Genomic DNA, 20,395 nt, shown 5'->3' with positions numbered 1-20,395 from the left:
GGGTGCGTTTTTTGAATACTGACATCCAGGATGTTATTCCGGTGCGTGCGGATATTCCGGTGTCAGCGAGGGCGACTTGGCGACATACATGGCGCGGTCGGCGTGGCGCAGCAGTTGTTGCATATTCTCGCCGTGTTCCGGGTAGTGCGCGACGCCGATGCTGACGCTGATGCGCAGGCGGCGGCCATCGCCAAGCCGTAGCGGGGTGGCCAGCGCCGCGTGGATTTTCCGTTCGATCAGCATCACATCGACCGACAGCGGATTGTTTTCCAATAGCACGACGAATTCATCGCCGCCCAGGCGGGCCAGGGTATCGGTCTCACGCAGGCAAGCCCGGATCCGGCCCGCTACGGCCTGCAGCAGCAGGTCGCCGCAGGCATGGCCGTAGTGGTCATTGATTAATTTGAAGCGGTTCAGGTCAAGAAACAGCAGCGACAGCCGGCCATCATGGCGTTGGGCACGCGCAAACGCCGTCTGCAGGCGGTCATGGAACAGGCGCCGATTCGGCAGGCGGGTCAGTTCATCGTGCATGGCCATGAAGTGCATGCGGCTCTGCAGTTGCTTGCGCTCGATGGCGATGGCAAGTTGCTTGGCGACGAATTGCAGCAAATCGAGCTCGTGTTCGTTGCCTGTGGCAGCTCCCTGGCCGCTTTGCAATACCAGCACGCCGATGATGCCGCGCGACGACTGCAGTGGGACGGCGAGCCAATACTCCTGCAGGTCGCCAGCGGCTGCCTGCAAGGCGGGTGGCAAGCCGGCCAGCTGGCCCGGTTCGATCAGCAAGGCGCGGCCGCTGCGCTGCACTTCTTCGCACAGCAGGCCCGCCAGCGCGGCGTGCGTTGCCGGCGTGCTGTCCAGTCCCTGCTGCGCATGGTGCAAATGCTGGCCGTGCTCGTCGCGCAGGGAAACTGTCAAGCCGCAGGCGGGCAGCAGTTCGCAGACGATCTGGTGGATGCGCTGGAGCAGGGCCGGCAGTTCCTCGGTCGCATGCGCCGCCTCGGAGATGGCGTACAGCGCCGCCTGCTTCGCCTGCGTCTGTTTCAGCGTCGTGATATCGCGCGCCACCGCCACGCGCAGCTGGTCGGTGGCGGACCAGCGGGCCGACCACATGATGTGCGCGACTCGCCCGTCTTTCCGGGTGTAGCGGTTTTCAAAGTGGACCTGGGCATGGCCGTTCATGATGGCCTGCGCCGCCGCGATGGTGCGCTGACGGTCGGCTGGCGCGACCAGGTCGAGCATGACCATGCCGATCATTTCTTCCTGGGTGTAGCCGAAGATACGTTCGCAGGCGGCGCTGACAAAGACAAAGCGTCCATTCACATCGACCATGCACACGGCGTCGAGCAGCAAATCGGTGAAGCTGGCGACCGGCGCACTAATCAGATGTTTCATATGTCCACTATTCTAGTGGACATTGCCGATCGATATTGAAATTGTTGTTTTTAGAAAACAAAGAGCGTTGATCGCGGCATGCCGCTGCGGAGCAGGTGTCGGCGCCAGCATGTCAATCATCGACGACAAACGCGTCCGGGTCGAGTGGATCCAGCGTGACGATGGCACCGCTGTCCGGCGCGCCACCGCTCTGGCTGAGGCGTGCATGCAGCTGGGCCAGATAGTCGGCGCGGCAGCGGCGCAGCGCGTAGTCGCGGAAGTTATCCTGTTCCAGCGCGCGCCAGGCGCGTTCGCGTCCTTCTGCCGAGCGCACTCCGGCCAGTTCGATGAGCGCGGGCGTGATGTCGGCGTCGCCGCGGGCGAGGCGCGTGTAGCCGTAGCGGTCCATGTACGGTCCGGCGAGCGTTTCGATGAGGTTGATCTCATCGTCCGACAGTTGCTGCCTGAATTTGTCGATGTTGGCCGCGATCGGCGCATGGCAGTTGGCCGACCACAGCGACGACAGCTGTGCGATGTGCCGCGCTTCCGCCGACGCGGCCACGTCCAGCATCTGCGGCAGGAAGGCGATGCCGAGAAAGTCACATACCGTTTCCAGCGTCTCTTGTTGCCGCGCCAGGAAGTCTTCATAGCGTATCGTCAGCACGCGCTGAGGATAGCGTTGCAGGACATGGTCGGCAGCCGTGTGGGCGGCCAGCCAGGTCCTGGCATTGAGCAGCGTGTCGAAATCGTGGATGATGGCGCGGTTCATCGACGCCACTTGCGCGCGCGGATCGCGCACCATGTTCAGGAACAGCATGTCAGGATACAGCCGCACGATGTCGTCGGCGTAGTGCACGCTGTCGAGCGATTTGTCCATCACCACCTGCGCCTGGCGGCGTTCGCCCGCGCGCAGCAGCAGCTCCCATGCCACGCGGTGGATGCTGCGCGGCTGGCCGCGCAGTGTTTCGAACACTTCCACCGGATCGAAGACGACTCCGGGCCATTTGACCATGCTGACCGCCGCCAGGCCCACTACATCGACCACCAGGCGAAAGTAGGCGCGGTCGTCGCGCAAGTCGCCGTACAGGGGCAGCAGCGGCATCATGTCGACCAGGTGCAGCGGATACGGTGAATAAAACTGCGGCGACAGGTTCAGGCGCAGGCGCAGGGCATGGCTGCCGCAGCGGCGCAGGGGGATCATCATGACAGGCTGCGGGCGCGCGCCGTGGCCGGGGTGGTGCGTGGAACTCATTTCGTCATTCCTCGAACAGGTGGGTGCGCGGCATCAGATGAAGCGCGGGCACAGCTGCTGGAACAGCCGTTCGCACGCCTGTTCCAGCGACAGCATGCTGGTATCGAGCGTCAGCGCCGGCGCCAGCGGTGCTTCGTAGGGCGCGGAGACGCCTGTAAATGCCGGGATCAGTCCGGCCCGCGCTTTTTTGTACAGTCCCTTGGGATCGCGTTCCTCGCACAGCGCGCATGGCGTGCTGATGTAGGCTTCCATAAAATCGTCGCTGCCGATGATCTGGCGCGCCATGTCGCGATCACTGCGCAGCGGCGAGATGAAGGCGCAGATGACCATCATGCCGGCGTCGTTCATCAGCCTGGCCACGACGGCGCCGCGGCGGATGTTTTCCTGGCGGTCGCGCGGAGAAAAACCCAGGTCGCCATTCAGGTGGTGCCGCATATTGTCGCCGTCGAGCACGCAGCTCAGGCGGCCCGCCGCCAGCAGCCGCCTTTCCAGCGCGTACGCCAGCGTCGACTTGCCTGCGCCGCTCAGGCCGGTCAGCCATAATGTCGCAGCCTGCTGGCCGGCCAGCGGTCCCCGCTGTTCCTTGCCGATATGGCCCGCATGCGGGAAGATGTGCGTCGCCACCACGTCGTCCGCGGCGGTGATCTGTTCCAGTTTACCCATGTGCCACTCCCCGTTGCCGGCTCAAAACTGTTCCCACTCGATTTCGCTGGGCTTGGCGACGGCCGGACGGGGCGGCTTTGGCGTGGCGGGCGGGCGCCGTGCCGCCAGCGGCGGTGGCGGACGGCTGACCACACGCAGTCCCGCATCGCGGCCACCGGCGATGTTACCCACGCGGAAGACGCTGACCACATCATTCAGGCTGTTGACCTGTTCCTGCATCGCTTGCGCGGCGGCGGCGGCTTCTTCGACCAATGCCGCGTTTTGCTGCGTCACATTGTCCATTTGCGTCACGGCCATATTGATTTGCTCGATGCCGGCCGATTGTTCCTGGCTGGCGGACATCATTTCGGACATGATGCCGGTGACGCGCCGCACGCTGGCGACCACCTCGTGCATGGTCGATCCGGCTTGTTCCACCAGCCGGTTGCCGGCCTGGACCTTGTCGACCGAGTCGCCGATCAAGTCCTTGATTTCCTTGGCCGCCGCGGCCGAGCGCTGCGCCAGGTTGCGCACCTCGGTGGCCACCACGGCAAAGCCGCGCCCCTGTTCCCCGGCGCGGGCCGCTTCGACTGCCGCGTTCAGCGCCAGGATATTCGTCTGGAAGGCGATGCCGTCGATGACGGCGATGATGTCGACGATCTTGCGCGCCGAGACATCGATGGCCGCCATGGTGTCGACCACCTGCGCCACCACGGCGCCGCCCTTGGTGGCGACATCGGAAGCCGATTCGGCCAGCCCGTTGGCCTGGCGCGCATGGTCGGTGTTGATGCGCACGGTGCTGGTCAGTTCTTCCATGGACGAAGCGGTTTGCTCCAGCGTGCTGGCCTGCTGCTCCGTGCGCGAAGACAAGTCCAGGTTGCCCATGGCGATTTGTCCCGCCGCCGTGGCGATGGTCTCGGTGCTGGCGTGAACTTGCTGGACGATTTGCGCCAGGCTGTCGCGCATCGACTGCATGGCGTGCAGCAGGCTGTGCGTGTCGCCGGCGCGGGTATGGATGGGCACGGCCAGGTTGCCGCTGGCGATCTGTCCGGCGATCGCCGCCGCTTCGTCGGGTTCGCAACCGAGTTGGCGCGTCACGCTGCGCGTGATCAGCACGGCGGCCAGCAGGCTGGTGACGAGGGCCAGCGTGCCGATGCTGAGCATCACCAGGCGCGCCTGGCTGTAGGCCGCCTCGGCCATGCTGGAGGCCTCGTTATTCTGCTTTTCCTCGACGGTGATCAAGGCGCGCAGCAATTCCCACCAGCGCTTTTGCACGGGGCGGAATTCATAGCGCAGCAGCTTGTAGGCATCGTCCTGCTTCTGCTCCAGCGCCAGCGCGGCGGCCCGCTGGATGAAGGGTGCCGCCAGTTCGCTTTGTGTACGGATCTGTTCGAGCAGGCTTTTTTCTTCGCTCGAGGTGCCTTCCAGCTTGGCGAACATCGCCCCCAGCTTTTGCTGGGCGGCGGCATATTTTTTTTCCTGCTCCGCGATGCGTGCGACCTCGATCTGGATTTCCTTGTTCTCTTTCAGCAAAATCAGATTGCGCAGCGCCAGCGCCCGCTCAGTCACTGTCAAGTCCATAGTCTGGGCCAGCCTGGTTTCGACGTTGTTGACCTTGGTCGCTTCATCCATGCGGTCCTGGATTTGCCGCATGCTGGTCAGTCCCAGCGCGATGACCAGCAACAGGAACAGGGCGACCAGGCCAAAGCCCAGGCCGAGCCGCTTGGCGATGGTTAAGTTCAGAAATTGCATGCTGCCTCCTTAAGGCTGTGCTTGCCGTTTCGCATAAGCTAATGCGGATTTGTCGCGAAGCACTCAACGATCATAGTGATTGCGGGTAGGTGAAATGTCACACATAGTCACATTCAGCATTTGAGCAACAGTAGAAATTTACTTGCGGCAACAGTTCGAATTGAGTTAAGTAATCCTCAGGAAATTATTGTGAATTTATGACGAACAGAACCGGATGCTATGCAAGGCGTGCGCTGCGACGCAGTGCGAGCACTGCTAGCAGTGGGCAACGCCGCAGAGCGCCGGTTATGGAAGTCAGAAATCACAATAATTTATTGGGGGTTACTTAGATGGCAAACCCGCGCGGGTTCGGGCGTGGCGGCGCAGCGTGGTTTGTATCAAGAATGAAAAGTTTTCATGCTACTTTGCGCTCATGATTTCACCTTTCGCGTCGTTATAGCAGTGTCTGCTTAGCGTTTCAGATGTGCCCCGTCCCTTTCTCCGTGAAAGCTTGGGAGTGCTCGAAGGTAAATAGTTATCAAAAACCGAAGGTTATGCATATTTTATTCAACCACCGATCCTCGTTTAGCAAGGCATAAGACCCATGACCTCCGTCTCCTCGATCCCGAGCTGGAATCCAAGTCCGTCCCGCGCGCTCAGTGCTGCGGCCAACAAGGCCGATGCCGCGCCGTCCCCGGCGCCAAGCCCGTCTTCCATCGTTGCCATCGGGACCAGGCAAGCCATTGCCGACCTGACGCCGTCGCCGAAGATATGGGAAAGCCCGTCGCGCGATAGCGTCAGCGAGCAAATGACGAAAAACTTTTTTTCGCGCACGGTTGGCGGCCGTTTCGCCGGCCTGGGCGCGAGCTTGCTGGAGCAGATCAAGGGGGGCGTGCGCAATGTGTCGCAGGCGGTACAGCAATCGCCGCCGCGCATGGAACCGAATACCTATAGCGACATCGGGGCCATGCAAGCGGCCAGCTTGCACGGCAATGGCGAAGACAAGGTCACTCTCAGCATCACCACCAAGAGCGGCGTGGAGGTCAAGCTGTCGCTCGATAGCCAGGACGATGGCCTGGCCGTGCGCATGAGCACGAGCGGCGAACTCAGCGAGACCGAGGCCGGCGCGCTGGGCGGCCTGGCGCAGGCCTTCCAGGAAGCCATCGATGGCATGGCGCAGGGCCAGCCGAAGATCAGCTTGAACGGTCTGATGCAATTTGACCAGAACGTGCTGGCCTCGGTGAACTTGCACGCGGAAGTGAAAGTGCGCACCGAGCCGCAAAGCACGCAGACGCTGGACTTCCAGGCCGACAGCGCGCAGCGCAAGGTCAGCTTCAAGGGCGTGGCAGGCTCGCTGGACGTGAAGGTGGACGCCAGCAAGCTCAATGCCCTGGGCAGCCAGGAGCAGCAGGCCAAGGCCATGAGCAGTTATATGAAGCAGATCGGCCAGGCCGCGTCGCGCGGGCATGGCGATCCGGCGCTGATGGCCATGTTCAAGGATGCGTTTGGCGCCTTGCACAGCAACGCCGCGCCGCAGGATCCGCACGGCTTGCCGGTAGCGGGCAAGTGGCGCCTGGCAGCCGAGGACAAGGCGATCCTGACCGGCATGGCGGACTTCAGCGCTTCGGTGTCGCAAACGCCGAAATCGATCAATTCCATGCGCTTGACGGAAACGGATGGCTTCAACTATGAACTGTCGCAACAGACGACCCTGGCCGGCGCCAGCCAGGACGAGCGCTCGATCCGGCAGCAGCAGCAATCAAAGCTGAGCGCCAGCTTCCACATGCCCTTGATCCCTGGCGTGCCGTTGCGCTTGACGGAAGCGGTGGAATCACAGAATTACACCTACCACCAGATCGAAGACACGGCCAGCAGCGATGCGCAACTGGCCTATAAGGAAGGCAAGCTGGTCAAAGCTAGCCTGCAGCAGGCGGCCAGCCAGTCGACGCATGTCATGACATATGTGATGGGCAAGCTGGAGTCGGACACGACCACGCCGACCCAGCATTCGGTGCAGCGTGACTTGCTCACGCTGCTGTGGCCTTACAAGACGGGTACGACGGACCAGACTGTCGAGGGTAGGGATGAGCGGCACAAACAGGATTTGCTGACACTGAACGACGAGATCATGCTGCAATCCTATCCCGGTCAGTGGATCAGCCCGTGGCAGGGGGACGCCATGCTCGCGGCACAGGAAGCCAAGAATGGGGCGGCCGGCGCATAGCGTGCAGAGAAAAAGCCCGTCTTCACACAAGAAGGCGGGCTTTTTCTTTGGTGACGGTGTCGCGTCAGGCCTTGGCCTTGCGTTGCCTGATCCAGTAACCGACACCCAGGGCGCCTAGCCAGACGGGGATCAGGTAGACGGAGATGCGCAGGCCCGGCGTCAGGTACATGATCACCAAAATACCGGCCAGGAAGACCAGGCACAGGTAGTTGGTGAATGGGTAGCCCAGGCTCTGGAACAAGGTCGTCTTGCCTTCGATTTTTTTCTGCGCGCGGAAGCGCAAATGGATCCAGCTGATCATGGCCCAGTTGATGATCAGCGCCGAGACCACGAGGCCCATCAGCACTTCGAACGCTTCGCCCGGCATGAAGTAGTTGACCACCACGCAGGCGCCCGTCGCCAGGGCCGACACGCCCAGCGCCGCCAGCGGCACGCCGCGGCGGTTCAGGCGCAGCAGCGCGCGTGGCGCATTGCCTTGCTTGGCCAGGCCGAACAGCATGCGCGTGTTGCAGTACACGCCGCTGTTGTAGACGGACAGGGCGGCCGTCAGCACCACCACGTTCAGGGCCGTGGCCACCAGGTTACTGTCGAGCGCATGGAAGATCAGCACGAAGGGGCTGCCGCCGGTGACGACGTTTTGCCACGGATACAGCGACAGCAAAATGCCCAGTGCGCCGATGTAAAAGATCAGGATGCGGTAGATGGCCTGGTTGGTGGCGCGTGGAATCGTGGTGCTCGGGTCGTCCGCTTCGGCCGCCGTGATGCCCACCAGTTCCAGGCCGCCGAACGAGAACATGATGACGGCCATGGCCATCACCAGGCCCTGCCAGCCATTCGGGAAGAAGCCGCCGTGCTGCCACAGGTTGGCCACCGACGCTTGCGGGCCCGCGTCGCCGGACGCGAGCAGGTACGCGCCGAAGACGATCATGCCGATGATGGCGACCACCTTGATGATGGCGAACCAGAATTCCATTTCGCCAAAGGCTTTCACGTTCAGCAGGCTGATGGCGTTGATGGCGCAAAAGAAGATCAGCGCCGAGACCCAGGTCGGCACGCCCGGCCACCAGTACTGCACATAGATGCCGACGGCCGTCAGCTCGGCCATGCTGACGAGTATATACAGTACCCAGTAATTCCAGCCCGACAGGAAGCCGGGCAGGTGGCCACAGTATTTATCGGCAAAATAGCTGAAGGAGCCGGCGACGGGTTCGTCGACCACCATCTCGCCCAGCTGGCGCATGATCAGGAAGGCGATGACGCCGGCGATGCCATAGCCCAGCAGGACTGAAGGGCCGGCCATCTTGATGGTTTGCGCGATGCCCAGAAACAGGCCGGTGCCGATGGCGCCGCCGAGGGCGATGAGCTGGATGTGGCGGCTTTTCAGGCCGCGCTTGAGCTCTTGTGGTTCGGTATTCCCGACTGCCGTCATATGTTTTATCCTGTTTTTACGGGGCTGAGGTCGCTGATTCTAAAGCATGGGCGCGCAAAGCAGGAGCGAAATGCATGTTGCACTGCGGAGGCGCAAGAAAAGCCCCGCATCTTCGCCGAACGGCGCGCAAAAAGCGCTGCAGGCTGCGCCGGCGACGCGGTATCATGATGGCAAATTTCAAGGAGCGTGCATGCATCTTGCGCAGCGTAGTCGTTTGCAAGGCATCAGCCTGGGCTTTTTGGCCGGCTATGTCGATACCCTGGGCTTTGTCGCCCTGTTCGGCCTGTTCACGGCCCATGTGACGGGCAACTTCGTGCTGATCGGCGCGGCGCTGGCCAACGCCACGCATGCCTCGATCGCGCTCAAGCTGCTGGCGTTCCCTGCGTTTATCGTGGGTGTGGCGGTGACGCGGCTCTTGAGCGTGGCGGTCGAGCGCCGCGGCGGACCGGCGCTGCGCCTGGCGCTGCTGCTGGAGCTGGCGCTGCTGCTCGGTTTCATGGTGTCTGGCGTGCTGGCCGAACCGTTGGCGGCGGAGCCGGGCGCGCTGGCGATGGCGGCCGGCCTGTTCGGCGCGGCGGCCATGGGGGCGCACAGCGCCATCAGCCGGTTGCTGCTGGCGCACCTGGCGCCCACGTCCATGATGACGGGCAACGTCACGCAATTGGTGATCGATACGGTCGACGTGCTGCGCGGCGCGGCCGATGGCGCCACGCGCGAGCGCTGCGTCAAATGCTTCTGGCCCTTGCTGGGCTTTGCCGTGGGCGCCATCCTGGCCGCCTTTGCCTACCTGGCCGTGGGTTTTGCGGCGCTGGCCGTGCCGCTGGCCATTTTGCTGGTGCTGATCGCGCTGGAGCCGGCACGCTTGCCAGCTTAATCCTGCGCGCTCTGGCGCGCCGCGACGATGGCCGGTTCGTACACGGCCAGAAACTCGGGCGGCAGGCGGCGCGCGCGGCCGCTGCTCAATTCGATGCAGACCAGGTTCCAGCGTGCGCGCACGACGGTGGCGCCGTCGCTGTCGCGGATTAGCTGGAAGCGCCGTTCCATGCTGGAGCGGCCGTCGCTGGCGCACAGCCAGGTGGCCAGGGTCAGCGCTTCGCCGGCCCGCGTCGGCAGCAGATAATCGTATTCGCCGCGGCGGATTGCCATGGCCCGGTCGAGGCGCCGGTAATCTTCCAGGTCCAGCCCCAGCGTGGCCGAATGGTGCCAGGCGATATGCTCGCACCAGCGCACATACACGGCGTTGTTCGTATGCTGCAAGCCATCGATGTCGCCCGCTTCGGGCATGACGGGCAGGGTGTGGGCATGCGGATAATCCCAGTTCAAGTGCGCTCCTTTCGCTACGGTGGCGGCTGATTGTACGTGCTGGCGGCATTTCCTGCCTGCGGCGCACGCTTGGAAAAACGCTGTTTTATGCATTGATGTATGATGCATCATAATCCGAAAAATCTGAAAATGCCTATGAACCATTCCCTGGACAGCCTGGTGCACGTCAACCTGGGCAAATCCGTGTATGCGATGCTGCGCGACGCGCTGGCGGCCGGGCGCTTCCAGCCGAATGACCGGCTGCGCATCCGCGAACTGGCGCTGCAGCTCGGTACCAGCGTCACGCCCGTGCGCGACGCTATGCTGCAACTGGTGCAGGAAGAGGCGCTGGTGCTGCGCTCGCCGCGCGACTTTCGCGTGCCCGTGCTCAGCGTGGCGCGCTACCTGGAAATCCGCGCGCTGCGCCTGGAACTGGAAGGGCTGGGTGCATTCGAGGCGGCGCAGCGCATCGACGACGCTACGCTGGCCGACCTGGAGCGCCTGCTGCAGGCGAATGAAGAGGCCATCGAGCGGCACGATCTGGCGGCGGCCCTGCAATGCAACCAGGTGTTTCACCTTGCGCTGGCGCAGGCGGCCGGAATGCCGACGCTAAAACGCTTCGTCGACCACCTGTGGATGCAGACGGCGCCCCTGATCGCCGCCGGCTACGCCAGCTTTTCGCCCGACATGCGGGTGGGCCACCACCATGCCATCATCAGCGCGCTGCGCCAGCGCGACAGCGCGGCCGCGCGGCGCGCCATCGAACAGGACATCCTCGACGGCGGGGCGCAGATGCTGGCCTATGTCATGCGCCAGGAGCGCATTCACGCCGGCACAACCGAACGAGAACAGAACAAGGAAGAACATGAGTGAACAAAAAACCGCCATCGTCACGGGCGCCAGCCGTGGCATCGGCCACGCCGTGGCCGAACGCTTCCGCAGCCTGGGCTGGCGGGTCATCACCGTCTCGCGCAGCCCGATTCCCGGCGGCTGCCCGCGCAGCCAGGAACACAACACGCATGTGTGCATGGATTTGTCGGACCTGAGCCAGATCGGGCAGATGGTCGATACCCTGCGTCCCATGCTGGGCGACTCGAAGCTGCACGCGCTGGTGAACAACGCGGGCGTGTCGCCGAAGGGGCCGGGCGGCGCGCGCGTCAATTCGCTGACGACCGACATGCAGACGTGGCAAGAAATGTACAACACGAATTTCTTTGCGCCGCTGGCGCTGACGCGCGGCTTCGCGCAGGAATTGTCGAATGCGCACGGTGCCGTCGTAAACCTGTGCTCGATCGCCGGCTACCGCGTGCATCCGTTTGCCGGTTCCGCCTACGCCAGCTCGAAGGCGGCGCTGGCGTCGCTGACGCGCGAAATGGCCAACGACATGGCGCCGCTGAACGTGCGCGTGAATGCCATCGCACCGGGCGAGATCGACACGGCCATCCTGTCGCCCGGCACCTCGCACATCGTCGACACGCAAATTCCCCTGCGCCGCCTGGGCACGACGGCCGAAGTGGCCGATTTGGTGGAGTTCCTGTGCAGCGAGCGCGCCTCGTACATCACGGGTGCGGAAATTCCCATCGACGGCGGCCAGCGCATTTAATCAAGGAGGAAGAGCATGAGCAAACATATCGGTATCGTCGGTTGTTCGGCCGAAGGCGCGGCCCTGTGCTACCGCACCATCTGCGAAGAGGGCGCGCATGCGCTGGGAGCGTATGCACATCCGGAAGTGACACTGCACACGCCGTCGCTGGCGCGCTATGTGGCTTGCTTGAATGCTGGCGACCTGGCCGGCGTGGCCGAACTGATGCTGGCGTCGGCGCGCAAGCTGGCCGCCGCCGGCGCCGAGTTCCTGATCTGCCCCGACAACACCATCCACCAGGCATTCGAGCTGATGGCGCCCCGTTCGCCGCTGCCGTGGCTGCATATCGCCGACGTCGTCGCCGCCGAAGCGGCCGCGCGCGGTTTTCGCCGCGTGGGGCTGACGGGCACGCGCTGGCTGGTCGACAGCGCCGTGTATCCGGACCGGCTGGCCGCGCGCGGCATCGCTTGCGTGCGGCCCGGCGAGGACGAACGCAGCGAGATCAACCGCATCATCATGGAAGAACTGGTGCCGGGCGTGGTCAAGGCGGACAGCGTGGCGCGCTTCCAGGCCATCCTCGGCGGCTTGCGCGAGCAGGGCTGCGACGCCGTCATCCTTGGCTGCACGGAAATCCCGCTGATCATCAGCGATGCCAATTCGCCGCTGCCGACGCTCGACTCCACGCGCTTGCTGGCGCGCGCCGCCTTGCGCCGGGCGCTGGAAGCTTAGCGTTCCAGCTGCGTCTGCAGCGCCGCCACCACCAGCGCGTGGTCGTCGGCCTGCGCCAGGCCGGAAACGCTCACCGTGCCGACCAGTCCCACGCCGCGTATCAGCAACGGAAAGGCGCCGCCGTGGCCTGCGTACTCGATGTCGTCGAGGTATTTCACGTCTTCGAAGGTGCTACCGCGGCTTTTATACGAGATGCCCATGTAGTAGGAGCTGTGGCAAAAGCGCTGCACCGTTTGGTTCTTGCGGCGTATCCAGTCTGCCTGGTCGGCCGTGGCGCCCGTCATGGCGTGGTGGAACAGGACTTGGCCGTTGCGCGTGATGTTCACGGTGACGGCCTTGCCCCGCTTGCGCACTTCTTCGACGATCCACAGGCCCACGGCCAGCGCGGCGTCGTTGTCGAAGCGTTCGAATTGCAGGGATTCTTCCTGTTGCGCTAGGGTTTGCAGCAAATCGGCGTAATGATCCATCGTGGCGGCGGGTGGTAGTGGCTGGAAACGCTACTGTAGCGCAGCATGGATCAGCCGCGCGCGCTTTTTCCGCGCCGCGCCTACAATAGACGGCATGAACCTGTCCCTGTTTGCCGATGAAGACCAGGCTCCGGCCAGCCCCGCGCCGCTGGTGCCCGGTTCTTCCGCGTCGGTCCTGCTGCGCGCTTTTGCGCTGGCGTATCTGGATGAATTGCTGCCGGCGCTGGACGCCATCGTGCTGGCGGCGCCCCTGCGCCACATGGCCACGCCGGGCGGCTTGCGCATGTCCGTTGCCATGAGCAATTGCGGCGCCCAGGGCTGGATCACGGATGGACGCGGCTACCGCTATGCGCGGCTCGATCCGGCCAGCGGCCGCCCCTGGCCGCCGATGCCGCCCGTGTTCCTGCGCCTGGCGCAGCAGGCGGCGCTGGCGGCCGGCTATCCGGGCTTCACGCCCGACGCCTGCCTGGTCAACCGCTATGCGCCCGGTGCGCGCATGGCCCTGCACCAGGACCGCGATGAATGCGATTTCACCGCGCCCATCGTTTCCGTCTCGCTGGGCCTGCCCGCCACCTTCCTGTTCGGCGGCGCCGAGCGAGCCAACAAGGCGGCGCGCATCGCCCTGCTGCATGGCGACGTGGTGGTGTGGGGCGGCGCCGACCGCCTGCGCTTCCACGGCGTGGCGCCCTTGAAGGATGGCGAACACGCGTTGTTGGGCGCGCAGCGCATCAATCTGACGTTTCGCAAGGCTGGCTGAGCTGTCATTAATGCCCATTAATGCAAGATACTTGCAAATACGATTGTTTTTCTCCATGATATGCAACTTGTTTGCATATGGAGCCATGACCATGAAGCGCGATTCCGTTTCCACGCCCTTGCCCGATGTGGCCGCCGGTCCCCATCTGGGCCACCCCTTGCCATTGGAATGGGTCGGCATGCAGGGCATCGCCTTGCCCGTGTGGCTGGAAGAGGGCGGGCAGGCGCAGCAAGTGCATGCCTGGGCCGATGTGCAGGTGGACTTGCCCGATCCGCACGTGAAGGGCATCCACATGTCGCGGCTGTATCGGCTGCTCGATGCGTTTGCCGCCGCGCAGCCGCTCGATGCGGGTGCGCTGGCCGCCGTGCTGCGGCGCATGGTGGACAGCCACGCTGATTGCGGCAGCACGCAGGCGCGCCTGGCGCTGGCGTTCCCCGTGCTGCGGCGCCAGGCGGCGCTGCTGACGGCGGGACTGGCGGGCTGGAAATCGTATCCAGTGCGCCTGCAGGCGAGTGTTTCTGCGCAGTGCTTTGCGCTGACCCTGACGGTGGAAATCGGCTATTCGTCGACCTGTCCGTGTTCGGCGGCGCTGGCGCGGCAACTGCTTGCCGACGCGTTTGCGGCGCGGTTCGGCGAGGGCGGCATCGATGGCATCGCCGCGCGCGACTGGCTGCGGGAACACGCCAGCCTGGCCACGCCGCACAGCCAGCGCAGCACGGCGACGGTCAGCGTGGCATTGACGGAGCAGGCGGAGCTGGACCTGTTTCCCTTGATCGACCTGGTGGAAGCGGCGCTGGCGACGCCGCTGCAAACGGCCGTGAAACGGGCCGACGAGCAGGCTTTCGCGCGCCTCAATGGTGCTAACCTGATGTATGTGGAAGACGCGGCCCGCCGCGTGCAGGCGGCGCTGGCGCAACATTATGCGCAGGCGCGTGTTACCGTACGGCATATGGAAAGCCTGCATCCGCACGATGCTGTGGCGCAGGCGGGCCAGCTTGCCCGAGTTTTTCAGTAATCGACCCTGGAGGAAGACAGCATGCCGGAGAACATCGCGCAGGAGCCTGGCGAAGGCGCCCTGGAAGAGGAACTGGAGCGTGAACGGCGCGAACGTGCGCTGATCGACGAGGAAAAGCTGGGCATGGACGAGTTGGAAGAGGAACATTTGAAGCGGCAACGCCAGCCGGGCGCGCCGGCGGGGCGCTAGCTCTCAGGTGCTGCATCAGCGCTGGCATCGCGCCGCGCTGACCGGTACAATCTCGCCTTGTCCTTCTCCCCCAGCCCCGGAGGCCCATGAAATACCGCGCATTCTTCCCGTTCATCCTCGGCCTGGCAGGCGCCACGCTGGCCGCCTCGCAGGCTCAGGCCGCCACCATCTGCACCGCCATGGCCGACGCCAAAACGGGCGCCGTCTTGTTGCAAGAAGGCAATTGCATCGACAGAGTCACCCCCGCCTCGACCTTCAAGATCGCCCTCAGCCTGATGGGCTATGACGCCGGTTTCCTCAAGGATGAGCACAAGCCCAGCCTGCCATACCGCCAGGGCTATGTGGACTGGGGCGGCGAAGCGTGGCGCCAGGATACGGACCCGTCGCGCTGGATGCAGTATTCCGTCGTCTGGTATTCGCAGCAGATCACGCAGGCGCTGGGCGCCGAGCGCTTCCAGAAGTACGCCAAGGCTTTACGTTATGGCAATGCGGATGTGTCGGGCGATCCAGGCAAGGACAATAGCCTGGAGCGCTCGTGGATCAGCTCTTCGCTGAAGATCTCTCCGCTGGAACAGCTGGGTTTCTTGCGCAAACTGGTCAATTACCAGTTACCCGTGACGAAGCAGGCGATGCAGGCAACGCAGCGCTTGACGCGTCTGGCGGACGTGGATGGCTGGCAAGTGCATGGCAAGACGGGCGCGGCCTTCCCGCGCAAGGCCGACGGCAGCTTTGACGAAGCGCATGGCTACGGCTGGTTCGTGGGCTGGGCCAGCAAGGGCGAGCGCAGCATCGTGTTTGCGCGCCTGGTGCAGGACGAGCAGAAGGGCTTGCCATCGGCGGGCTTGCGCACGCGCGAAGCGATGCTGAAAGAATTGCCGGCCTTGCTGGAGCAGGCGCAGAAGTGACGGCCAGCATCGTCGCCGCCACCTTCATCGCCTCCGAGGGAGCGTACCTGGAAGCCGTTATCGAGGTGGATGGCCAGCGCCTGCACGTGATGGACGAGTTCGGCGGCGCGCAACTGGCCGCCGGCACGCAAGTTCAGCTCGAACTGTCGCCCATGCCCAGCGAGCGTGACGACTGGGACGCCATCTTCCGCGCCAATCCGGGCCGGGAGCAGGGGCTGCGCCGGCTTGACGGCTGGCGCTACCTGGCGCTGGGCGTCGTCGTCAGCGTTGACCCCGTCGTCTGCGATTGCGGCCTGCTGCAGCTGGAAAACCCGTTTACAACGCATGACGTGCGCTGCGTGGGCGCGTATGTCGGCGTCACGCTGGCGCGCCTCGATGCCTGCCAGGCGTAAAATCCGGCCCGCTTTGTTGCCCGACCTATATACTTGCTGAAACGGATCATCCGGCATCAGACAAGGTTACAAGCATGGCATCAGGCATGGAGCAGTTTCAGGAAAAAGCACGCCAGGCGTGGATACAGGTGCGCGCGCAGGTCGTTCGTGTGGCGGGCGTGGCGTGGGTAAAAGCAGTAGCGCTGTACCGGCGCGGCCATGCGCACTTGATGACCTTGCCGCCCGTGCGGCGCGCGCTGGTGCTGGGGCTGTGGTCGTTCCTGGCTTTGCTGGCCTTGTTGACGCTGTACCTGCTGCTGCTGATTCCCTTGACGCCCAGTATCCACGATTTGCGCCAGGCGCGCGCGGCCGCACCGAGCACCATGGTCAGCACCGACGGCAAGGAACTGGTGCGTTTCGACCAGGGCTTGCAGGAACGGGTCACGTTAAAGCAGATTTCGCCGAACGTGATCAGCGCCTTGATCTCGACGGAAGACCACCGTTTCTACGCACACCACGGCATCGATTTCACGCGCACGGCGGGCGCCATCTTGCATACGGCGGGGGGCAACCCCCAGGGCGGCTCCACCATCACGCAGCAACTGGCGCGCAATATGTTCCCCGAGGAGATAGGCCGCTCGCGCAACCTGAACCGCAAGCTGAAGGAACTCATCACGGCCCTGAAAATCGAGGCCACCTACAGCAAGACGGAAATCCTGGAAGCGTATCTGAACACGGTGCCGTTCCTGTACAACACCTACGGCATCGAAATGGCGGCCCGCACCTATTTCGACAAGCCCGCCTCGCGCCTCGACATCCTGGAGAGCGCCACCCTGGTCGGCATGCTCAAGGGCACGAATTACTACAATCCCGTCGGCAATCCCGAACGTTCCTTGCAGCGGCGCAACGTGGTGCTGGGCCAGATGCGCAAGCACGGCGTCATCGACGAGGCGCGCTATAAACAGTTGATCAAGCGTCCGCTGCGCCTGCATTTCGAGCGCCAGAGCGAGCGGGCGCAATCGGACAGCCATTTCACGGCCTATGTGCGCAAGTGGCTGATCGACTGGGCCGACGAAAACGATTACAACCTGGAACGCGATGGCCTGGTGGTGCACACCACGCTCGACCACGATTTGCAGCAGGCGGCCGAGCGCGCCGTCGAACGCCAGGCGAACGCCTTGCAGGCCATTGCCGACGTGGAATGGAGCCGCGCGGGCGTGCCTTCGTCCACCTCGACGGGCATGTACGCGGGCATGCAGGCTGGTAGCGTGGCCTTCGAGTATTTCTGGAAATCGCATCCGGCTCTGCTGGACGCCTTCGTGCGCGAGGCGGGTGATTACCGCAAGCTGACGGCGGCCGGCAGCACGCCCGAGGCGGCGCTGGCGCAGCTGAAGGGCGACCGCGCCTTCATGGCGGCCCTGCGCAAGTCGAAAACGCGGCTGGAAGCGGGCTTTGCGGCAATGGACCCGGCCACGGGCGCCGTGCGCGCCTGGGTGGGCAGCCGCGACTTTGCGCGCGAGCAATTCGACCACGTGTCGCAGGCGGCGCGCCAGCCCGGCTCCACCTTCAAACCCATCGTGTATGGCGCGGCGCTGGAAAAGGGCCTGAGCCCCGAGCACGTCTACCGCGATGAAGTGATGGATATCAAGGCGGCCGACGGCACGAAATGGCGCCCGACCGACATGAGCGGCACCACAGGGCGCGACATGACCATGCGCGATGGCCTCGTGTACTCGAAAAACACCATCACGGCGCAAGTGATGCAAGACGTGGGCTTGCCGCCGATCATCAAGCTGGCGCGCGCGCTGGGTATCCGCGACAGCAAGCTGGAAAAAGTGCCATCCCTGGCGCTGGGTACCAGTCCCGTCACCTTATTGGAAATGGTCAACGCCTACGCCAGCATTGCGGCCCAGGGCGAAGCGCGCCTGCCGTTTGTTGTCACGCACATCACGGACCGCGAAGGCAAGGTCATCGCCCGCTTCGGCGAAGACAAGCCCCAGCGCGCCATGCAAGAGGCATCGGCCGCCACGCTAACGGACATGATGCGCGGCGTGATCGACCGCGGCACGGGCACGGCCATCCGCAGCCGCTTCGGCATCCGTTCCGACGTGGCCGGCAAGAGCGGCACCACGCAAAACAATGCGGACGGCTGGTTTATTTTGATGCACCCGGAACTGGTGGGCGGCGCCTGGGTGGGTTTCAACGACGCACGCGTCACCATGCGCAGCAATTACTGGGGCCAGGGCGGCCACAATGCCGTGCTGGTGGTGGGCGACTTCTTCAAGACTGCGCTGGACACGGGCAAGCTGTCGCGCGACGCCATCTTCCCCGGCGGCAAGCCGCCACCACCGCTGCGCCATGTGGAACCGGTCGATGAGCCGCAGGACGAACCGGTGGAAGAGCCGGGAGACTTGCTGCAGGAAGGCGTGCCGCCAGCGCCGCTGGCCGTGCCGTCCGAAGGCGAGCAGGACACGCATGGCAAGGCGGTGCCGGAGCCCGCTCCGGCACCCGCTCCTATGCCGCAGCCGGCGCCGCAGCCCGTGCCTCAAGGGTAGCCGACGCGATGTTAATTGATACAGGACAATCATGTCACCCAAGCCTACACTGCGCCTGATACTCGGCGACCAGCTCAATGCGCAGCATCGCTGGTTCACCGAAGTCGATGCCGCCACCATCTATGTCCTGATGGAAGTGCGGCAAGAAACCGATTATGTGCTGCATCATGCGCAGAAAATCCTGGCGATCTTCGCAGCCATGCGCGAGCTGGCGCGCCAGCTGCGCCAGCTTGGCCACAGCGTGCATTACATCGCCATCGACGAGGTGGCAAGCACGCGTTCGATACCGGAGAATATCGAAGCGCTGATTCGTCACTATGACGCTTGCGCCTTCGAATACCAGGCGCCCGACGAGTGGCGCCTCGACCAGCAGCTGTACCAGGCGGGAAGACGCTCGACCATCCCCTGGCTGATGGTCGACAGCGAGCATTTCTATACGGCCCGCCATGAGGCTGCCGATATTTTCGCTGGACGCAAGCAATGGCTGATGGAGTTTTTCTATCGCCAGATGCGCAGCACGCACCAGGTGCTGATGGAAGACGCGAAAAAACCCGTCGGCGGTCAATGGAACTTCGACCACGATAACCGCAAGCCCTGGCGCGGCACGCCCGCCGAGCCGCAAGATCCGCGCACCGTGCATGACCATTCCCCGTTATGGCAAAGCATCGTCGCCGCAGGCGTGAAGAGCTTCGGCGCGCCGCATGCCGACCGGCTGGCGTGGGCGCTGAACCGGGATGAGGCGCTGCAGCAGCTCGATGCCTTCATCGAGCGGGCCTTGCCGCATTTTGGCGATTTCCAGGATGCGATGAGCAGCAAGGCATGGCGCTTGTTTCATTCCCTGCTGTCGTTCGCGCTGAACGTCAAAATGCTCAACCCGCGCGAAGTCGTCGCCAGGGCGCAAGCGGCTTATCACGCCGGCCATGCGCCCCTGGCTGCGGTGGAGGGATTCATCCGCCAGATACTCGGATGGCGCGAGTATGTGCGTGGTGTTTACTGGGCGCATATGCCCGGCTATGCGGAGAAGAACTTTTTTGGCCACACGCGCCCGCTGCCTTCATGGTTCTGGGATGGCAAGACGAAGATGCATTGCCTGTCGCAGGCGATCACCCAGTCGCTGGAGCAGGCGCATGCACATCACATCCAGCGCCTGATGGTGATCGGCAATTTCGCGCTGTTGGCCGGCCTCGATCCGGCCAGGGTGCATGGCTGGTACCTGGGCATCTATATCGATGCTTTCGAATGGGTGGAGTTGCCCAATACCGTCGGCATGAGCCAGTTCGCCGATGGCGGGCTGCTGGCCACCAAGCCGTACGTCTCCAGCGCGGCGTATATCGACCGCATGGGCGATTATTGCAAAGGCTGCCATTACGATAAAAAGGCGCGCGTCGGCGAGCGCGCCTGTCCCTTCAATGCCCTGTACTGGGATTTTTTCCATCGCAATGCAGACACCCTGGAACGCAATCCCCGCATCGGCATGGCGTATCGCCAGCTGGAGAAAATGGACGCGGCGACGATCGCGGCTTTCCGGCAGCAGGCAGCCACGATGCTGGCCCGGCTCGATTCACTGTAGCCTGCTGGTGCACGGGCAGCCCAATGGTAGCCTGCGCTATTTTCCCAGGGGAATTCCACACGGTAATTTGTGAAGTTGCCGTACGGACGCTTGCCATCGGCCACGGCGTGGGCCAGTAGATTATATGATGGGAACAGGCGTCGAATTGCAGAGTGACGTCTGCAGTTTGGCTACCATCTGGGCTGACGTGACCAACGTAGCACTTTAGCAAGTCTGATTTTCACCGTATGCTCCCCTCCCGTTTCATGCTCCAGCCACAGGACACCGTCTTCCATGCTGACCCAGGCATCAACTATGCGCGTGT

At 63.8% G+C, this 20,395-nt stretch carries 19 protein-coding genes; 12 read left to right on the top strand and 7 right to left on the bottom strand.

The window, feature by feature from the left end; translation table 11 throughout:
• Positions 1-33: 33 nt before the first annotated feature.
• From CNX70_RS17310 to CNX70_RS17295, 4 genes are all read right to left on the bottom strand, one after another.
• Positions 34-1,392 carry a sensor domain-containing protein gene (locus tag CNX70_RS17310; RefSeq protein WP_096235728.1) on the bottom strand — a complete coding sequence of 453 codons (1,359 nt, stop codon included), beginning with the start codon at positions 1,390-1,392 and terminating at the stop codon, positions 34-36.
• Between the two features lie 112 nt (positions 1,393-1,504).
• Positions 1,505-2,623 (bottom strand): sulfotransferase family protein, encoded by a 1,119-nt coding sequence (locus CNX70_RS17305; protein ID WP_096235727.1) that lies wholly within the window; start codon positions 2,621-2,623, stop codon positions 1,505-1,507.
• Between the two features lie 33 nt (positions 2,624-2,656).
• Entirely contained in the window at positions 2,657-3,286 is a 630-nt protein-coding gene (gene cysC, locus CNX70_RS17300) for an adenylyl-sulfate kinase (protein ID WP_096235726.1), read from the bottom strand.
• Positions 3,287-3,307: 21 nt separating this feature from the next.
• Positions 3,308-5,017: a methyl-accepting chemotaxis protein gene (locus CNX70_RS17295; RefSeq protein WP_096235725.1), complete on the bottom strand. Its 1,710-nt coding sequence runs from the start codon at positions 5,015-5,017 to the stop codon at positions 3,308-3,310.
• 583 nt (positions 5,018-5,600) lie between these two features.
• Between CNX70_RS17295 and CNX70_RS17290 the strand changes: the two genes are divergently transcribed.
• Positions 5,601-7,220, top strand: a complete 1,620-nt coding sequence (locus CNX70_RS17290) for a hypothetical protein (RefSeq protein WP_157751086.1) — start codon at positions 5,601-5,603, stop codon at positions 7,218-7,220.
• A 64-nt stretch (positions 7,221-7,284) separates the two neighbouring features.
• On the opposite strand, the gene CNX70_RS17285 is transcribed toward CNX70_RS17290, so the two are convergent.
• Positions 7,285-8,649 carry an amino acid permease gene (locus tag CNX70_RS17285; RefSeq protein WP_096235723.1) on the bottom strand — a complete coding sequence of 455 codons (1,365 nt, stop codon included), beginning with the start codon at positions 8,647-8,649 and terminating at the stop codon, positions 7,285-7,287.
• Between the two features lie 190 nt (positions 8,650-8,839).
• Here CNX70_RS17285 and CNX70_RS17280 point away from each other — a divergent pair, with 190 nt between their 5' ends.
• Entirely contained in the window at positions 8,840-9,523 is a 684-nt protein-coding gene (locus CNX70_RS17280; protein WP_096235722.1) for a YoaK family protein, read from the top strand.
• Here the strand turns inward: CNX70_RS17280 and CNX70_RS17275 are convergent.
• Entirely contained in the window at positions 9,520-9,972 is a 453-nt protein-coding gene (locus tag CNX70_RS17275; RefSeq protein ID WP_208624438.1) for an acyl-CoA thioesterase, read from the bottom strand. The two genes, CNX70_RS17280 and CNX70_RS17275, sit on opposite strands and share 4 nt — an antisense overlap.
• Positions 9,973-10,107: 135 nt before the next feature.
• On the opposite strand from CNX70_RS17275, the gene CNX70_RS17270 reads away from it, so the two are divergent.
• The 3 genes from CNX70_RS17270 to CNX70_RS17260 are packed head-to-tail and all read left to right on the top strand — an operon-like array spanning position 10,108 to position 12,262.
• Positions 10,108-10,824, top strand: coding sequence for a GntR family transcriptional regulator (locus tag CNX70_RS17270; protein WP_096238519.1), 717 nt, complete (start codon positions 10,108-10,110; stop codon positions 10,822-10,824).
• A complete protein-coding gene (locus CNX70_RS17265) occupies positions 10,817-11,554 on the top strand; it encodes an SDR family NAD(P)-dependent oxidoreductase (RefSeq protein WP_096235720.1) in 738 nt (245 codons plus the stop codon). The genes CNX70_RS17270 and CNX70_RS17265 overlap by 8 nt, the downstream gene beginning before the upstream one ends.
• 15 nt (positions 11,555-11,569) lie before the next feature.
• On the top strand, positions 11,570-12,262 hold the full coding sequence (locus CNX70_RS17260; RefSeq protein ID WP_096235719.1) for an aspartate/glutamate racemase family protein: 693 nt from the start codon (positions 11,570-11,572) through the stop codon (positions 12,260-12,262).
• Here CNX70_RS17260 and CNX70_RS17255 read toward each other — a convergent pair.
• Positions 12,259-12,729, bottom strand: coding sequence for a heme-degrading domain-containing protein (locus tag CNX70_RS17255; protein WP_096235718.1), 471 nt, complete (start codon positions 12,727-12,729; stop codon positions 12,259-12,261). The genes CNX70_RS17260 and CNX70_RS17255 overlap by 4 nt on opposite strands.
• 94 nt (positions 12,730-12,823) lie before the next feature.
• Between CNX70_RS17255 and alkB the strand changes: the two genes are divergently transcribed.
• The 7 genes from alkB to CNX70_RS17225 all read left to right on the top strand — a co-directional run bounded on the left by alkB (position 12,824) and on the right by CNX70_RS17225 (position 20,091).
• On the top strand, positions 12,824-13,486 hold the full coding sequence (gene alkB / locus CNX70_RS17250) for a DNA oxidative demethylase AlkB (RefSeq protein WP_096235717.1): 663 nt from the start codon (positions 12,824-12,826) through the stop codon (positions 13,484-13,486).
• A gap of 85 nt (positions 13,487-13,571) precedes the next feature.
• On the top strand, positions 13,572-14,501 hold the full coding sequence (gene folE2 / locus CNX70_RS17245) for a GTP cyclohydrolase FolE2 (protein WP_096235716.1): 930 nt from the start codon (positions 13,572-13,574) through the stop codon (positions 14,499-14,501).
• 21 nt (positions 14,502-14,522) lie between these two features.
• The gene (locus CNX70_RS28255) at positions 14,523-14,690 is read left to right on the top strand and encodes a hypothetical protein (RefSeq protein WP_157751084.1); all 168 of its coding nucleotides are present in this window, start codon (positions 14,523-14,525) and stop codon (positions 14,688-14,690) included.
• Between the two features lie 86 nt (positions 14,691-14,776).
• A complete protein-coding gene (gene blaOXA / locus CNX70_RS17240) occupies positions 14,777-15,595 on the top strand; it encodes a class D beta-lactamase (RefSeq protein ID WP_096235715.1) in 819 nt (272 codons plus the stop codon).
• Positions 15,592-15,987 carry a hypothetical protein gene (locus CNX70_RS17235; RefSeq protein ID WP_096235714.1) on the top strand — a complete coding sequence of 132 codons (396 nt, stop codon included), beginning with the start codon at positions 15,592-15,594 and terminating at the stop codon, positions 15,985-15,987. The genes blaOXA and CNX70_RS17235 overlap by 4 nt, the downstream gene beginning before the upstream one ends.
• 74 nt (positions 15,988-16,061) lie before the next feature.
• A complete protein-coding gene (locus CNX70_RS17230) occupies positions 16,062-18,521 on the top strand; it encodes a penicillin-binding protein 1A (protein WP_096235713.1) in 2,460 nt (819 codons plus the stop codon).
• 31 nt (positions 18,522-18,552) lie between these two features.
• The gene (locus CNX70_RS17225) at positions 18,553-20,091 is read left to right on the top strand and encodes a cryptochrome/photolyase family protein (RefSeq protein WP_096235712.1); all 1,539 of its coding nucleotides are present in this window, start codon (positions 18,553-18,555) and stop codon (positions 20,089-20,091) included.
• Positions 20,092-20,395: the final 304 nt, after the last annotated feature.

The organism is Janthinobacterium svalbardense, from assembly GCF_002327145.1.
Classification (GTDB): domain Bacteria; phylum Pseudomonadota; class Gammaproteobacteria; order Burkholderiales; family Burkholderiaceae_D; genus Janthinobacterium; species Janthinobacterium tructae.
Note: the sequence above shows the minus strand (reverse complement) of the source record. Positions and strands in the feature narration are given on the sequence as shown.